This window comes from Acinetobacter sp. IK40, assembly GCF_035615075.1.
GTDB lineage: Bacteria > Pseudomonadota > Gammaproteobacteria > Pseudomonadales > Moraxellaceae > Acinetobacter > Acinetobacter courvalinii.
In genome coordinates this window covers 1-14,666 of the sequence record NZ_JANBOE010000017.1, presented here as the reverse complement: position 1 = coordinate 14,666, position 14,666 = coordinate 1, and the positions used below count along the sequence as shown (strand labels likewise).

The 14,666-nt window shown below is 37.1% G+C and carries 12 protein-coding genes and 1 pseudogene; 4 read left to right on the top strand and 9 right to left on the bottom strand.

From position 1 onward, the window contains the following. Positions 1-59 precede the first annotated feature (59 nt). On the top strand, positions 60-203 hold the full coding sequence (locus MSG93_RS18965; RefSeq protein WP_153565456.1) for a hypothetical protein: 144 nt from the start codon (positions 60-62) through the stop codon (positions 201-203). Between the two features lie 1,071 nt (positions 204-1,274). On the opposite strand, the gene MSG93_RS18960 is transcribed toward MSG93_RS18965, so the two are convergent. From MSG93_RS18960 to MSG93_RS18940, 5 genes are all read right to left on the bottom strand, one after another. Beyond that, the gene (locus MSG93_RS18960; protein ID WP_000934717.1) at positions 1,275-2,540 is read right to left on the bottom strand and encodes a type II toxin-antitoxin system HipA family toxin; all 1,266 of its coding nucleotides are present in this window, start codon (positions 2,538-2,540) and stop codon (positions 1,275-1,277) included. Then, positions 2,540-2,845, bottom strand: a complete 306-nt coding sequence (locus MSG93_RS18955) for a helix-turn-helix domain-containing protein (RefSeq protein WP_000366814.1) — start codon at positions 2,843-2,845, stop codon at positions 2,540-2,542. The genes MSG93_RS18960 and MSG93_RS18955 overlap by 1 nt, the downstream gene beginning before the upstream one ends. Before the next feature lie 919 nt (positions 2,846-3,764). Beyond that, the gene (locus MSG93_RS18950; protein ID WP_004726728.1) at positions 3,765-4,022 is read right to left on the bottom strand and encodes a hypothetical protein; all 258 of its coding nucleotides are present in this window, start codon (positions 4,020-4,022) and stop codon (positions 3,765-3,767) included. A gap of 349 nt (positions 4,023-4,371) precedes the next feature. Continuing rightward, on the bottom strand, positions 4,372-4,968 hold the full coding sequence (locus tag MSG93_RS18945) for a putative adenosine monophosphate-protein transferase Fic (RefSeq protein WP_004826955.1): 597 nt from the start codon (positions 4,966-4,968) through the stop codon (positions 4,372-4,374). Positions 4,969-4,980: 12 nt separating this feature from the next. Beyond that, positions 4,981-5,148, bottom strand: coding sequence for a YhfG family protein (locus MSG93_RS18940; protein ID WP_002125865.1), 168 nt, complete (start codon positions 5,146-5,148; stop codon positions 4,981-4,983). 274 nt (positions 5,149-5,422) lie between these two features. Here MSG93_RS18940 and MSG93_RS18935 point away from each other — a divergent pair, with 274 nt between their 5' ends. Genes MSG93_RS18935 through MSG93_RS18925 form a run of 3 tightly spaced genes read left to right on the top strand, consistent with a single transcriptional unit; the run spans position 5,423 to position 11,444 of the window. Beyond that, positions 5,423-5,887, top strand: a complete 465-nt coding sequence (locus MSG93_RS18935) for a hypothetical protein (RefSeq protein ID WP_000911011.1) — start codon at positions 5,423-5,425, stop codon at positions 5,885-5,887. A 12-nt stretch (positions 5,888-5,899) separates the two neighbouring features. Then, positions 5,900-8,239, top strand: a complete 2,340-nt coding sequence (locus tag MSG93_RS18930; RefSeq protein ID WP_002058482.1) for a hypothetical protein — start codon at positions 5,900-5,902, stop codon at positions 8,237-8,239. A 4-nt stretch (positions 8,240-8,243) separates the two neighbouring features. Further along, positions 8,244-11,444, top strand: coding sequence for a site-specific integrase (locus tag MSG93_RS18925; RefSeq protein WP_006582679.1), 3,201 nt, complete (start codon positions 8,244-8,246; stop codon positions 11,442-11,444). Positions 11,445-11,769: 325 nt separating this feature from the next. Here the strand turns inward: MSG93_RS18925 and MSG93_RS18920 are convergent, their stop codons facing one another. From MSG93_RS18920 to MSG93_RS18905, 4 genes and pseudogenes are all read right to left on the bottom strand, one after another. Beyond that, positions 11,770-11,988, bottom strand: coding sequence for a hypothetical protein (locus MSG93_RS18920; protein ID WP_000550047.1), 219 nt, complete (start codon positions 11,986-11,988; stop codon positions 11,770-11,772). Positions 11,989-11,992: 4 nt separating this feature from the next. After that, complete coding sequence (locus MSG93_RS18915; protein WP_001190352.1) at positions 11,993-13,288, bottom strand: Y-family DNA polymerase; 1,296 nt, start codon at positions 13,286-13,288, stop codon at positions 11,993-11,995. 14 nt (positions 13,289-13,302) lie between these two features. Further along, positions 13,303-13,929 carry a LexA family protein gene (locus MSG93_RS18910; protein ID WP_000038641.1) on the bottom strand — a complete coding sequence of 209 codons (627 nt, stop codon included), beginning with the start codon at positions 13,927-13,929 and terminating at the stop codon, positions 13,303-13,305. A gap of 110 nt (positions 13,930-14,039) precedes the next feature. Then, a pseudogene (locus tag MSG93_RS18905) lies at positions 14,040-14,540 on the bottom strand (SOS response-associated peptidase); the annotation flags it as partial. Positions 14,541-14,666: the final 126 nt, after the last annotated feature.

Below are 14,666 nucleotides of genomic sequence, written 5' to 3'. Positions count from 1 at the left end.
CGATCTAAGTCAATGCTGCAGTTCTCATCATCATTGGAATAAGTGGACAAATTCCTGACATGGAAATTGCAGCGAGATTGGCTAAAGTTACTGCACTGATTATCAGTCGAGATGTCGTTATTGATTATGCCTTATACGGAACTCCAGAATTAGCCCTCGTTGCGAACAACAAAGCAGAAATCCTGCAGTTCCGCGGACGCTGATAAGTAGACAGATTCCTGACACGGAATACTATAACTGAGGTCACCTAAATAGGATGCATAAGTTGTGTAAGTTACGCCACTTAAATAAGTTAAGGCGCTAAAGCGATAAAAGCTACATGATGGCCAGTACTGAGCACTGGCGATCTAAGTCAATGCTGCAGTTCTCATCATCATTGGAATAAGTGGACAAATTCCTGACACGGAATACTATAACTGAGGTCACTTAAATGGGATGCATAAGTTATGTAAGTTACGCCACTTAAATGAGTTGAGGTGCTAAAGCGATAAAAGTGGCACTGTTGGAAATATAGATTTAAGTCGATGATTTTTCCTTTAAAAAAAGTACTTAAAGACGGCTTTGTTGCACAAAGCTGTTTGTAAGGTCTGATTCAGCAATATAATTTCCGAATGAAGAAGCCAGCAACTAAAATCTACCGTACAACGAATTGGTCCGCATATAAACTCAGTGCGAGAAACTTTCAGAGCCAAGTGAATGAGATAACACTAAATATAAAAAAATGGAAGAATAATTTACTAAGTTATTGTTTTTAAGTTGATCCTTGTTTTATATGGGGGTGATAATAACTTCTGATTACTAGTTTTTACCTTAAATATACCGATTGAAAGATTCATTTAAAGGCTATGAATACATGAGTTTTACAGTTTGGCTAGGTCAGCATGAGTACTTTTCACAAGATTTAAGATCGACCATGAACGTGATTAAGTTATAGGGGATTGATGAAATAGTTTTTATGAATTTCTGGCTTTCTGGGCTGATTTTATCAAATTCATGTCTATGCAAAATTGCGACATATTTCTCGTGCTGGTAGTTATCCAGAGTTTGGTCTGCATCTATCCATAGTGCAGACCTTTTTTTGGTGACAGTTTTTTCTTAGTGATTTTCGATCTGGATGTAGTGATTTCACGTTTGCAGAATATATCTTGGCGGTGATCCATCTAATATTCGTGATTATAAAGAGAGCTAATTCACAGGTTCTACAGATTATGTAGCGACTAACTATATCAAAGTCTATTTGCAGTTGATGGTTGGCGCTTAGTTTATATTTACGCTTAGGTTTCAGTTAAAAAATCAATATTCTGTTGAATCCGTGATTGAATCATCTGTAGGGTAGATTCTCGAATTTGATGGGGATACAGGCGCTGCGCAATTTGACTAAATTGAAGTGCAATTTCACGCATGGTCAAGATGATCTCATCGACTTCTAGAGTAGTCAGATTAGCTTCTGAAGTACCGAGTTTATGTATGTCATTTCGGGAAATATTGAGCGCTTCTCCCATAATGTCCATTTGATGATAACCACCTGGACCCTCGCAGAAGGTCACATCATAGGCTGGAGCCAATTTCCATTGACCATTTTTCTCCATGAGAAATGAAAAGTTCTTAGTATGGTCATCCCGATTATTGAAAAGCACATTAAACACAGCACGTTTAAAAGCATGCAATCTTTCTCGTACATCTTGCGTACACATCAAGGTTGCCCGGAGAAAATTGCGATAGTCTAGGCTACCTGGAACTTTATAGTCTGCTCCTGTATATGCAGCCAAACTCTGCATTGGAATCCGCATACCATTTTGACGATCGAATCGTTTAGAAGCAAAAGCCGTTAAACCATTGGGCAAATTAAAGAAATGGGTATCTGGAGTCTCAATTGCACAAAGTCGCAAACATTCTGCATAGACGGCTTCAATGGCGCAGACTTCAGGATGCTCTTGCTGAGCAGGAAACTTAATCAGCCAGGCTTCATGTTGATCAGAATCTTGAGTCGAAAACTCTAAATTGACAGGATCTCGGTAAACCAACGCTTTTGGTCTGGCACCTTGAGGGGAGCCACCCATGACCAATAAATGCTGTAGAAATTCACCACCTTCACCTTTGAGTACTTCTTGAACTTCCTGGGCCAGTTGTTGTAAAGGGATATTTTCTGAGGTTTGCATGTCAGCAACACAAGGTTCAAAGGAGAGGGCACCCATTGCGTGACTACTAATATAGGTCAGACGCTCCAAAGGTCCAATTCGTGCTGAATTTAAGCCAATTTTTTTGAAATATCGATCCATCAACATCATGCCCCAACCATCTGGTAAAGCGTCATAGACTGGACCTGGGAGTCCCATTTGATGAGTAGGAAAACCTTGTCTGAATGGTAGACCTTTTAAAGGCAGCAAGTAAGAAGAGAGCTCAACACCTTGCTGTATTGCTTCTGGACTATATTCAAAAGCAATGGTGGGTCTACCTGTCGTGGCTGTTGAACTAATCAGCGTTCCCCATAACCATGATTCGCCCCAACCGTTGTAATAAACATTAAGTCTATTGAGCATTATCCCTTCCTCTTAATACGGTGGCGCTTACTTTGACTCTCATAGCGAAGAATGTCATTCACACTGTTAAGCTGAGGTTTAAATAGTTCCTGAAGTTCGTTTAATCGACCCAAGACCATTGCAATACGGACTAAATTTTCAACAGATACATTTCGTCCCGCTTCAAGATTCGAAACTGTATTCACGCCGACACCAGCGCGTGCTGCTACCTCAGCTTGAGACATCTCCAGAAAGAGTCGTTGCTTACGTAAACGCTCACCTAAAAGAGTCACAACTTCTTCTGGTTTAGTGAAATATAAATCCATTAAATTGGGTCTTAAGAATGAATAATTTAATTAAATCACAAAATAATGGAATTAATCTATAGCTATAGTGTGGCTAAGGAGGGCTTTGTTGCACAGCACATCAGAAGGGTAGGTATAGTCCTTGGGTATCGGTTACAGAAAATCATCAGGATGTACTTTGACTGATTGTTGATACGGAGATTTCAGTATTTTCATTTTTCCTAATAGGTCACATTACTTAGAAAGGGTTCTTCGAAAATTAGTTCATACTTTAAAAATCCTATAAATATTGAGGATATTTTCTTAATGCTTTCAATATAGCATGCGGCTATATGTAACTCGAACGGGCTTAATCTGCCTTTCAGTATAAATTTTTTGGGCGTGAGAGGGGAGAGGTGTGAGGGCAAGCAATTTATATCGTGGATACTTCTAAATTACTTATGTAATAGAAGGTGGTAAACATGGATTTAGAGGTAATAACACTAAATATAAAAAAATTGGAAGAATAATTTATTAAATTATTGTTTTTATGTGGTTATTGGTGATGTTATGAATAATAATAACTTTTTCTTGATGAATTTTACCTAAAAAAATTGATCAGATAATTTTCTTTAAATGTCATGCATACATAAATTTGACAGTTTGAAGGGATCGGTATGTGCATTTTTCACAAGGTTAAAGATCGACCATAAATGTGATAAACGGCAGAGGATCATTGAAAAATGAATGGATTTAAACACTACATGTATGCACGAAAAAAAGTATCGCTGCGGTTCTGCTGACAGGCTGTATTGAGCATTGAATGCAAATGATGTAGTAATTGTCTACAGGCTATAGGACCAGCATGAAGAAGAATGAAATGTAGTTGCCAATTTATAACCTTGGTTGAAAAGCATAGCATTGTTATTCGGAGAAGTGAGGTAAGCCATCCTTCTCTTATTCATTTAAAATGATTCTTACTCAACTGATCTCGACTCATGGGCTGGTTCCAATTAGACGGATAATAACTTCCATCCCCTATCTTTTTCTTACCACATTTCTTGCATTTAATCCCTTCTTTGGAGATTTGATTCAGCATCACTGTTGTCGGTTGAATCAAATCAATGACATAGTTCGTTGGTTCAGGAAAAGCAGAAGAGGCTGCTTTATTGCAAAAGAGAACATTCGGATCAAATGGATTGGATTGCACAAAAGCCATGATACAGCCACAGAGTAATTCACCTGCATGTAATCTGTAACATCCATTCAGGTCATCAGACGAAGATTAATCTGAAATTTAAGCACTAAACGCCATAAATCTATGTATGGGCAGACTTTTTTGAGACATATGTTGATAAACATGCGGCAAGTTACATTGCTTAAAAGTCTATCTAAGTTAACGATCTATTCAATTCTGGATAAGTAATCTGAATATTACGATCCTAAATTACCCGAAGAGTATTAAGATTTCTAAGAATCGTGATTGTTGGTTTATTTGGGAAATTAATCAGTGGATTGAAGCAAAGATGATGGCTCATTAAGGATTGTGGGCTTCGACTACTTAAATTTTAGGTATTTTGAATAAAGCATATTTCAAAAATCTTAATTAATGGATTTAAATTACCATAAAAACCTTCAATATTGGCTTGAATCCATTGTTGTTGAGAGTCAATGCGAGACCAATCAATACCATAACCACAATGAGCAATCAGATGCTCAAAGAAAATCCGTTGTGTACGTCCATTACCTTCACGGAATGGGTGTATGACATTAAGCTCACAATACAAGTCGGCAAGTTGAGGAATCAGTTGTTGTGGTGCTAAGCCTTGAAAGTATTTTTTTTCTTGAAGCGTTTTGAGTAGTTTATTGGTTTCAATTTCAATACGGGAAAAATTACAAAAACGGGTGTCACCTTTGGAAATATCGATTTGTCTTAACTTTCCTGCCCAGTCGTATAAGTCGCCAAAGAGCTGCGCATGAATTGATTTTAAGTATTGTAAGTCGTAAGGTGGTTCAGCATATTCAATTAAGTTACTTGCCAATCCAGACAGTTCTAGTTCAGCTTGTTCTAAAATTTGTTCATCATGAATATTGAGTTTGTTCTTTAGGATATTTGTGCCAGGGTAACAATACAGGCTGTCACCCATTTCCCCATATTTATCCATACATGCACCTGACTAAGTTTCGGGTTGCGAATACTTCTTATATTTTTGCAAGATTTCAGCTTTACTTTGTTGAGTTGTTTGAGCTGTCGTTGTAATGCCTTCAAGCTTTAGGCTGGCTTGATAGTTTTGCGCACGTGTCGCTTGAATATATTTTTTTTTCTGTTCAGTGGTTCTGAGCATTTCGAAACTCCATTGATGCTACACGTGAAGTAAGTATAGCAGAGAATCTTTTTGATCAATGCTGCATACACAGCATTTCAAAATGTAATACAACGGTATTGTTTCATGTAATAACAGAAAACTAAAAAAAAGTGGAAGAATTTTTAAAATTTAGACCACCCATGATAAGTAAACCATATGTATTTGTTGATAATTGTAATTTTGAGAAAATTTAGTTGATAAATTAAATGAATTTTAATATACAAAGATATGCTCATTTTTTATATCGATAAAAATGTTAAAATTTGACTATTTAGTAAAAAATATAGAGATATTTATGGGGCAATTTATCATGCCCTTTTGCTTTGAGCGACAAAATGTTCAATTTAAGATAGTAAAAATTAACTCAGAACTACTGAAAATCAAAAAGATTAAACAGAGCCAGAAAGTAGTAGTACAAGCAAAGTTCAAAATAATCTATGTGAAAATTTGGCAAAAAATATTGCTATTAATGCAAACGGAGCCATGCTTACGTGTACATTCTAATTATGTTGCAATCTTACAGTTGATACATAATCTTGATGATTTTATCGAAAAATCACAGCAACACTTGTGCTTTGAGAGAAAAGCTCAGAAAGAGCTGGATGCTAAATTTTTTGCTAGATTTTTTAAGCTGACAAAGAGTTCAATAAAAGATCAACTTTTACCAAATTGTTCAGATCGTAATGAATTTAACCAATGCAATTTGATAAAAAATTAAGCGAAAGCGAATATGCCAAAGATTGAAACAGAAGAGCAATTCTTAGATTTAGCAGAAAAATTCCAAAAAGATTATTGTTTATTACGCAATCATGTTGTGAATACACAATTTGTCGATCTATCAGATGATTTACGTGAAAAAGCCCATGCTCTATATAAGGAAGCACAACAGATATATGGCTATATATCTAGTTCTAGACAATTAGGTAAATATTATTATCTAGCTTCTTTAAGTTATTTTGCATGCCCGACTACTAGTAATACTCAAGAGCTGTCGTCTGAACGTTATTTGATTCTACAAGCGAGTTTTTTAACATATCGGCAGTATCAAGAATTTGCAAAAATTGATAAAGCTGAGAATAAGCAAAAACATGTTTGTGATCTCTTTCGCTATGTATCACGATATGTTCTGGATTCTAATCATGCTGAATTATTTCAAGAATGCAGTGAGCTACTAAATCGCTATGTCATGTACGAACGTAACTTGAAAAAGGAGGATCGTAATCAACTTTTTAATATTAAAGATTTCAAACAAGTACAAGCCATAGAGTATTTATCGGCTCTATTAATAATTTTTAAAAGACTTGATGATCGTCGTGTTGTTCATCGTCAGCGTAAGTCAAAAAAAAGTAAAGTTTTGCAATGGCCGACGAAAAATGAACTCAAAAAATTTCGTGAAATTAAAACGGGTAAGCAAGTAGATATTGGACATAACGCAAAGATCAGTATTTATGATGCCGCTCTTCACAAAGATGAAGAGGGTGAAGTTGATCTATTAGATCCTGAAATGGAGTTTTATTCAGAAGATGAAAAGTCTAAAAATTTAAATTATATACTCAGCGATAATGCGACGCATCTAATGCGGCATCGCCAGCGCCGTCATGCTCCTTTTGTTACAAATCCACATTATTTGGCGCCAGATATACTGAAGCAAATTGTTTATGTGTTGAGAACCGAGTTATCCGGGCACTGGAGGGATGCTGCAATCGCTGCAGCATGTTTATTGTCACTTTTGACGGGATTATCACCCGTCGCACTGATGGATTTTAACGAGCTTATTCAAGATGGAATTTTGATCCAGAATGGTTCAAGTAGACGTCGCGAATATTTACTCAAATTAAATCTTAAAATTACAGAGCAGAAGATTAAGAGCTTAAATCATGTGCGGTGGAATGAAGTGATGACACATCAACTACATTTACCTTCTGCTTGGTTTGACTATATAGAACAAGCATCGAATCCACTAATTTCATCAACACACATTAATACGAAACTTAAGAATTGGCTTGATAATCGGTTTGTAGGTTCGATCACTGTAGAAAAACTGCAGGCTCAATTATATTTTCATATATATTATGAAACATATAATGAATATCTTGCTCATGTAATTGCTGGGCGGGATAGTCAGCATCACATGCCTGGTATCTATTATGGCGGGCTACCGAAAACTCAACTCAGTAGCACATATCTAGCCTTTTTAGAAAAAGCACTTACACCACATTCCACACATTTTACTGAAGACACGGCTGAACTAAAAATATTGCAACAACAATTCAAAGTGCAATCTGCATTATCTATAGGAAGGATAGGGAGCCAACTGGCACTTGAACCCAATTTTGTGAAAGAGCAATTCCATATTTTACATAGACATTGTCACGAAAACATCCAAGAAGATAAGCACATTATTAATCAACTTAATGCATATGCGTGTTGGATGTGGCATATCAGTTTGTTGAGTTTGGCAAGTCGGCCTAAAAAAAACCTGTTGGGGAATTTGGATGATTATTGTGTTGAGCTCAAGCTTTTATATGTGAATGATAAAAAAAATAGTAAAGCAAGAAAAGATGGTCGTTTTATCCCTTTATCTGATTTTTTCATAAAAACACTGCAAAATTACACTGCCTTTTTAGAACAAATTATTGAAGCGTACGGTTCATTTTTTAGACAAGTCTTTGCAAAGAAGAAGATAACTGTAAATGATCTTTTTGGTAAGGTCATTTTTAGTAAAGATATCTTGCCGATAACTGTCAAAGAATGGCAGAGCAGGAAAATTAAGTTAATCCCTTTATCGAGAAAATGGGTGAATTCATATATGCAAGGAGTCTTTCCAAAGAATATGTATTCGAATTGGTTACGTCATTTTGACATGAACTTTTTGATGCATGAGCAGCAAGAGGGTAAACCAGCATTAGCTTTTCACTTAATTCAGGCCCTGTATGGTCATGACCAACGTGACCGAGAGGCTTTTCATCCGCATTCTTCACTTATCCCGAATGTCTATGTACAGCAAGCCCGCCAGCAATTGCAAGATAATGTCAAATCTTTATCGATTAAACACTTAGAGCGAAAATAGTTGTATGCAAAAAATCAAAGAACTAATAAAACCACAACTAGATGATCTATTTGTTGATATTCATAAAATGGTGAAAAAGTCGCTAGATAGACAGCCTTCTCCACCTGAAGTATTGACGAAAGAAATGCAGCAAAAACTTGATCAGCAGATCGCTGAAAAATGGCATGACATTAAAGATAGTGTTGATTGTTTGAGTCAAAAGTTGAGCCGAGACGAACAATCAAAACTGATGCAATTTACTGAAGATGAATTTAATAAAAGAAGGAAGCAATTCAACCAGAATGTAGATAAAAAATCATACAGAATTAAGCTAAATCCACATACTAAACGGATCGTACTGCCTAGAAAAATTGAGAGTACAGAGTCACGGTTAGAACAGGGGCATCTACATATCCATGTACTTAAGGAATTAAGGCAGTATTGGCAAGATTCATTTGAATATTGGAATGAACCAAAGTACTTATGGGGAAATTTATGCTTAAGTTTTATATATATTTCAGGCTGTGCAGATGAACAGCATTTGATTGCTATTCAGAAGCAATTGCAGGAGGCCATTGAGCTTGGTACAGATCTGAATTGTTTTCGGTTATACCATTCGGACTACAAAAAAATCACTAATCCATTGTTACTACATTATCGTGTTGAAAACTCTCAATATGGCAACGATGTAGAACAGGGAAAGTTGTACCAATGGAAACATGTTTTTTTTAACCCATATGCGCAGTTCATTTTGCAATATTTAAAAAAGTTGAAAGCTACTCAGAAAGAATTTTGTCTGCAACATTCAGTTGAAGATTGTATTTTAGAAAGCTTGAGTAAGATAGGCAGGAAAAAAAGTCTTGGGGATCTGCAATATCAAATTAAACGCCGTGGATTTCGTGCATTTAATGATGTGCAAATGGTACTCGAATTTAATCCAAACCTCAGCATAGATATATTTTTGAGTAATGTGCTTCAGCAAGAGATTAATACTGTTGCTTTAAGGCCATCCGAATTTAGATTGCTGTGGAATAATGATTACAATCAAGTCACAGAACCAGATAATCGCCCTATTCATTTTGAACAAGAGCAGTTACTTCCTGAAGTTCCGACTGTTCAAAGCAAATTACAAACGATTCCGTATGAGTTGATGTTGTTTGGTCAAAAGAAACGTAAAGGTCAAAAAGTTGAGCGTTTAGATAAAAAGAGGAATAAAGAAGAACGCACGCTACGTTTTTGGCAAGAAACTAGAAGGGTGTTAGAGGAGAAGATAGTTGATGCTAATACAGAGGAAAAGTCTTTAATTGATGCTCAACTACGCTTAATTCACTGGTTAATGCATTTAAAAAAACGAGGGCTTCAATTATCAACTATTGAAAGCTACTTAGGATCGTTTGGCAAAGAATTTATATTTGAGATTTGGCTCAATAAATTAGATTTAAAGCAACAATCCATAGATGACTATGAGGATTTATATCGGCAGCTATTGAAATACAGCAGTGAACGTGATGAAAAAGCAGTTCAACGAGATTCGGTGAAAGGAAAAACCTCTCGTAAGATGCACCAAAGCGCAGAATACCGTTTTGGTCGCCTAAAAGATTTTCATCAATTCTGTATAGAGAATTATGATGCTCCAGGGGTATTGGTGCTACAGAATTCAAGTTTTAAGCATTTACAAATTTGCAATGCACGGCTAGTGAGTCCTTTGCTATTTGGCAAATTATTGGAAAAACTAGAAAATTTAAGTCAAGAGCCAACGGCATCAGAGTGGGTCGATCATCTGAGTTGTTTAAAGCTGATGTATTTACTAAGTTATAGAACTGGACTTCGATTAAATGAAGTTCGTTGTCTTAAAATACAAGATATTATTTGCCCAGAGCTACTTTATAAAGAAAAAGAAAATACAGTTTTTAATAATATCACGCTTCATATCCAAGACAATTCATATCGCCGTCTGAAAACGCGAAGTGCGAATCGTCAAATACCATTGAAAATTGCATTGTCAGAACATGAGTTTTTAGTAGTACAACGTTACATACAACATCGTTATGAGCAATATTTGGTTAATCAGCAGGATGATCTACTTTTTAGTGTGAATCATCGTGTATTAACTGATCAATGTATCAGCAAAATTACAGTAGATTTGTTTAGTCAAATATTAGGTATGCATCATGGCTTTAGTTTTCATACATTACGCCACAGTGCTGCTAACTATCTAGCAATAACTTTGCTCGGTTCAAAAGAAATGATCAAGACCTACACAGATTGTCCTTGGGTAAAAGCAAAAAAGATGAGGGATTTATTGTTTGGTATGAAAGCACGTGCTCAAGAAGAGATTATTCAACATAAATGGCAGGTGCTCGCCTCTTGGATGGGGCATAGCAGTATTGAGCAAACGGCTTCAAATTACCTTCATGTTTTGGATTTATTAGCAGTCGATCGAATTTATAATTCGCCGTGTATCATTTCAAAAAAAGTATTAGAACAGTGTTTTAGTCCAGTGAAGTCAAGTACAGACTACATAAACCTAAATCGTTATACTCAGCAGCAGAAATGGTTTAATTCTTATCAGCAAACACAGCCAGTTACGATGGCTGGCCGACAAGAAAAGAAGTTTAGTATAGAGAAGAGTACTCTGACACCTTTTCAACGTTTGATAAGTTTTAGAGAAGGTCGTTTAAGCGAAGATACCCAAGCTCAAGAATGGATGCAACGATGTCAATGGATGAGCACTAAATGGATGGATCGCCAAAAATTTAATTTAAAAACGAATTATGTTTATAGTAAGAATTTAGAAGAGAGTTGGTTTGATGAACTTTACGAAAAGGCTAAAAAACTGACTCGTCCAGATGAAATAATTCCTCTCCTTGATTTTCATTATAAAGATGATAGGCAGCAAGATGCACTGAAAGAAAAGAACATGGTTAAGGCGCTTAAAATATTATTATTATTTGGAAAACTGCGTAAGAATTTTCTACATTTTCAATGCCGAATGAAAGGTGATGAGCAACAAATTGTTAATTTTATTACTGGTATAGAGCCAATGTTAGGAGATCATCTGTATTTAGAAAAACAAAACTACCCAGTTAATTTGGATGCTCCTGAGCGAACCGTTAAATTTAGTTTTCAAAGAGTTGTCGGCTCTAACAAAAAAAATGTTACTCCGCTGGTTATATTTAATTTAATGTTAAAAATGATGCAAAAAGATGAACTCTGGTTGAAATAGCCTAAGCAAACTAAAAGGGGAATTGTTTAAAAATCTCTCTGGTTATAAGTAAACTGTCTTTATGAAAAGCATCATACTAACTTTGATTCATAATAAAGGGAATTTAAAAGCTTTAGCATCACAATTTGGTCACTGGATTTTAGACAATAGTGTAAAGATTAGCACTTTGGTAAATCGATGAGCTAAAGTGTTGTAGTCCAAACTCGATCTGACAATTACCCATTTTTTAGTGTGCCCGTCAGGTTAAATTTGAACTGAATTTTTCTCAGCCCAAATTCATTTCCAATCAAGTTATGTTTCAAGTGGCGTGCGAACACTGCACAATTTAATTCACGGTGCCTAAGACAGGTATCAACTTCGGACCAGCCATTCTAGCTTTGCTAATGATTTCCACCAGCTCATCATAAGTCAGTTCAAACTTATCCTCACTATCAAATACATAGACCATATTCTTGCCTTCATGTTCAGGTGGAGTAGGTGGTACAAATCGTTTCGGGATAAGAATTTGTGCGAGTTGTTCGTCAGTTAATTTAAATAAGTGCATGTTTTTATCCTACTCTTGGTAAGTCAGACCATTTGGTTAAATACGAAGGTGATCTAAGGTTTTGATTCATGTGCCATGTGGCTTCTTTATTGTTGGCAATGCCTAGCGTGACGAGATTCTTCCCAAACCGTTCACTGATGGCTTCGATGGCATCTGAAAGCCTTTCTCGCTCTTGCTTATGTGAATAGTCCGTGAATAGATCGGGCACAAACTTGGATTGATCTGTAATTTCGAGCAGCACGATTCCCGCCTTTTTATACTTAAAGCCTTTCTTAAATATCTGATCGATGCCTTTCATCGCGGCCTTGGTGATGAGCAGTAGATCATCCGTATGCTCATGCATTTGAACGACGATGTAAGGCGAGTAGCGCTCTGTCTTATCAAAGCGACTGGTTTGGATATACACGCCGATCATCTTGCAGATTGAGCCATCTTCCCGCATTCGTTTCACGGCTCTGGCCACATAAAGCCGAACCGAAGCTTTAATGTCATCCATTTCATACACTGGGTTGCCATATGAACGGCTGCTGATGATTTGCTTCTTCGCTACAGTATCATCACTAAGGTCAATACAAGAAAGGCCCTGTAGCTCAAGCACCGTCTTTTCCATCACGATACTAAACTGCTTTTTGATTTCTTTAGGATTGGCATTGATCAGATCCAGCACAGATTGAACACCCATAGTATTGAGCTTCTTACAGTTCTGTCTGCCTACGCCCCAAACCTCAGACACATCAACCTGCGCGAGTAGCGTTTCTGTAGAGCATGGGTCCATATGGGCCAGATTACAGACCCCATTGAAGAACTTGTTTTTCTTGGCGAGATGATTGGCAATCTTGGCTTCGGTTTTAGAGCGACCAATTCCAATACAGCAGGGTAGGCCTAACCAACGCCAAGCCTTAGCCCTCATGTCTTGAGCATATACAGTCAGGTCAAATAGATGCTCGTAAGCTGTGAGCTTCAGAAAGCATTCATCAATGGAATAGACCTCTTGATCTCCTGGTGCAACATAGTCCCCAAGCAGCTCCATAAAGCGCTTGGACATTTCGCCATATAAGGAGAAATTACTGGATAGCACCTGAATGTTATGTTGTTTGATCAGCTCTTTAATTTGGAATACAGGAACACCCATCTTGATGCCTAAGTCTTTCGCTTCCTGGCTTCTGGCCACGGCACAGCCGTCATTGTTGCTGAGCACAATGGTTGGGCGATCATTCAAGGCAGGATTAAACACACGCTCACACGAGACGTAGCAATTATTCACGTCGACTAACGCGAATATTTCATTTTCACTTTGCATGGTTATTCTTCTTTTTATGAGCGGTGATAAATACGCTTTAAATTAAAAGTCACCACACCCCAGATTGATATGGTCTGACTATCATCAGGAATGATGTGATTGTAATTCGAATTTTCAGCCTTCAACCAAAGTTCTGGAAGCGGATAATCTTCATCTCCAAATATTTCTTTGATTTCAGACTTGGACATCTTATTGGTGATCATCAGCCGCTTAATGGTTGAGGCATTGTCATCAATCAGGGCAACCACGATATCGTAATGCTTGGCTTCAATACTGCGATCAATAATGATTGGATCATTAATCTCTAGGCCAGCATCGAGCATGGATTCACTGTCTACATAGGCAATAAAAGTAGAAATAGGGTTGTGAATCAGGAACTCATTCAGATCGAGTGCTTTGTCTTGCTCATCCTTGGTGCTGAAGGCCGGACCTGCAGGAATACGCTCTAAAGAGACGGGAATAGATACTTTGGATTTGGGTAGGACAGCAGTAAGCCCTAATTTTTCAACAAGCTCATTTTGAACAGCGATTTGTTCAAGCACGGTGTTGATGGTAGGACTTGGTTTACCCTCTGGACCCATGAGCTCTTGTAAAGATGACCATGCGTCGTCAGAGAAGTAAATAGGCAACTTCTTAGACATGAGATACTCCTACGCTACGAGGCGTGTTTGGAAGTAGAATTTGTTTAAATAGGATATTACTAACAGCGTTTAAAATTCAAATTTAAAAAGTTGTGGATAAACAAGGATGCTCAGAATAAGACGTTTTGTTTCTGCTCATCGCGTGGAAATGTGACGAATTCATCGGGCATTTGAAAGAAATATTCATGCGCATGTTCATGATCGGCTGTTAGCCAGTCTTTTCTGTACTGTTCTGGAATAACGATGATGGATCGCTTCTCATCCTTCGGTGCATGGAATTGTTTCATAAAAGGGTGATGGTCCGAATTGATGGTCAACATTGAAAAGGAACGTACCTTATTGCCATTAATCACTGCATCATCATAGATCCCTGCAACAGTAAAAGGCTGATCATCTTTACGCTTGATGGTGTACCAGTGTGGCTTGCCATTGATGTATTTCGGCTCATAAAATTCTTGTACTGGGACTAGGCAGAACTTGCTGTACTTCCAAGCATGTCGAAAGCTAGGCTTATCTGCTACAGACTCAGTTCTGGCGTTATAAGTATGACTGCTGAACTTCAATTCTTTCGCCCAGCTCGGTAGTAATCCAAACTTTGCAATATCAAGCTCTGATATGTGCTGAATTAGCAGGAGACTTTCACTTGGGATATGCTAGGCAGCTAACCGATAAAAGTTCTCTGCTATTTGATTTGGCGTTTTAAAATCCAAACTCTTTTGAATTCTTCGCTGATTATA

Coding starts and splice junctions, on each gene's coding strand:
- MSG93_RS18935 (WP_000911011.1), top strand. CDS start 5,423: ATGTTAAAATTTGACTATTTAGTAAAAAATATAGAGATATTTATGGGG.
- MSG93_RS18920 (WP_000550047.1), bottom strand. CDS start 11,988: ATGCACTTATTTAAATTAACTGACGAACAACTCGCACAAATTCTTATC.
- MSG93_RS18965 (WP_153565456.1), top strand. CDS start 60: ATGGAAATTGCAGCGAGATTGGCTAAAGTTACTGCACTGATTATCAGT.
- MSG93_RS18955 (WP_000366814.1), bottom strand. CDS start 2,845: ATGGATTTATATTTCACTAAACCAGAAGAAGTTGTGACTCTTTTAGGT.
- MSG93_RS18945 (WP_004826955.1), bottom strand. CDS start 4,968: ATGGATAAATATGGGGAAATGGGTGACAGCCTGTATTGTTACCCTGGC.
- MSG93_RS18925 (WP_006582679.1), top strand. CDS start 8,244: ATGCAAAAAATCAAAGAACTAATAAAACCACAACTAGATGATCTATTT.
- MSG93_RS18910 (WP_000038641.1), bottom strand. CDS start 13,929: ATGTCTAAGAAGTTGCCTATTTACTTCTCTGACGACGCATGGTCATCT.
- MSG93_RS18915 (WP_001190352.1), bottom strand. CDS start 13,288: ATGCAAAGTGAAAATGAAATATTCGCGTTAGTCGACGTGAATAATTGC.
- MSG93_RS18960 (WP_000934717.1), bottom strand. CDS start 2,540: ATGCTCAATAGACTTAATGTTTATTACAACGGTTGGGGCGAATCATGG.
- MSG93_RS18930 (WP_002058482.1), top strand. CDS start 5,900: ATGCCAAAGATTGAAACAGAAGAGCAATTCTTAGATTTAGCAGAAAAA.
- MSG93_RS18950 (WP_004726728.1), bottom strand. CDS start 4,022: ATGGCTTTTGTGCAATCCAATCCATTTGATCCGAATGTTCTCTTTTGC.
- MSG93_RS18940 (WP_002125865.1), bottom strand. CDS start 5,148: ATGCTCAGAACCACTGAACAGAAAAAAAAATATATTCAAGCGACACGT.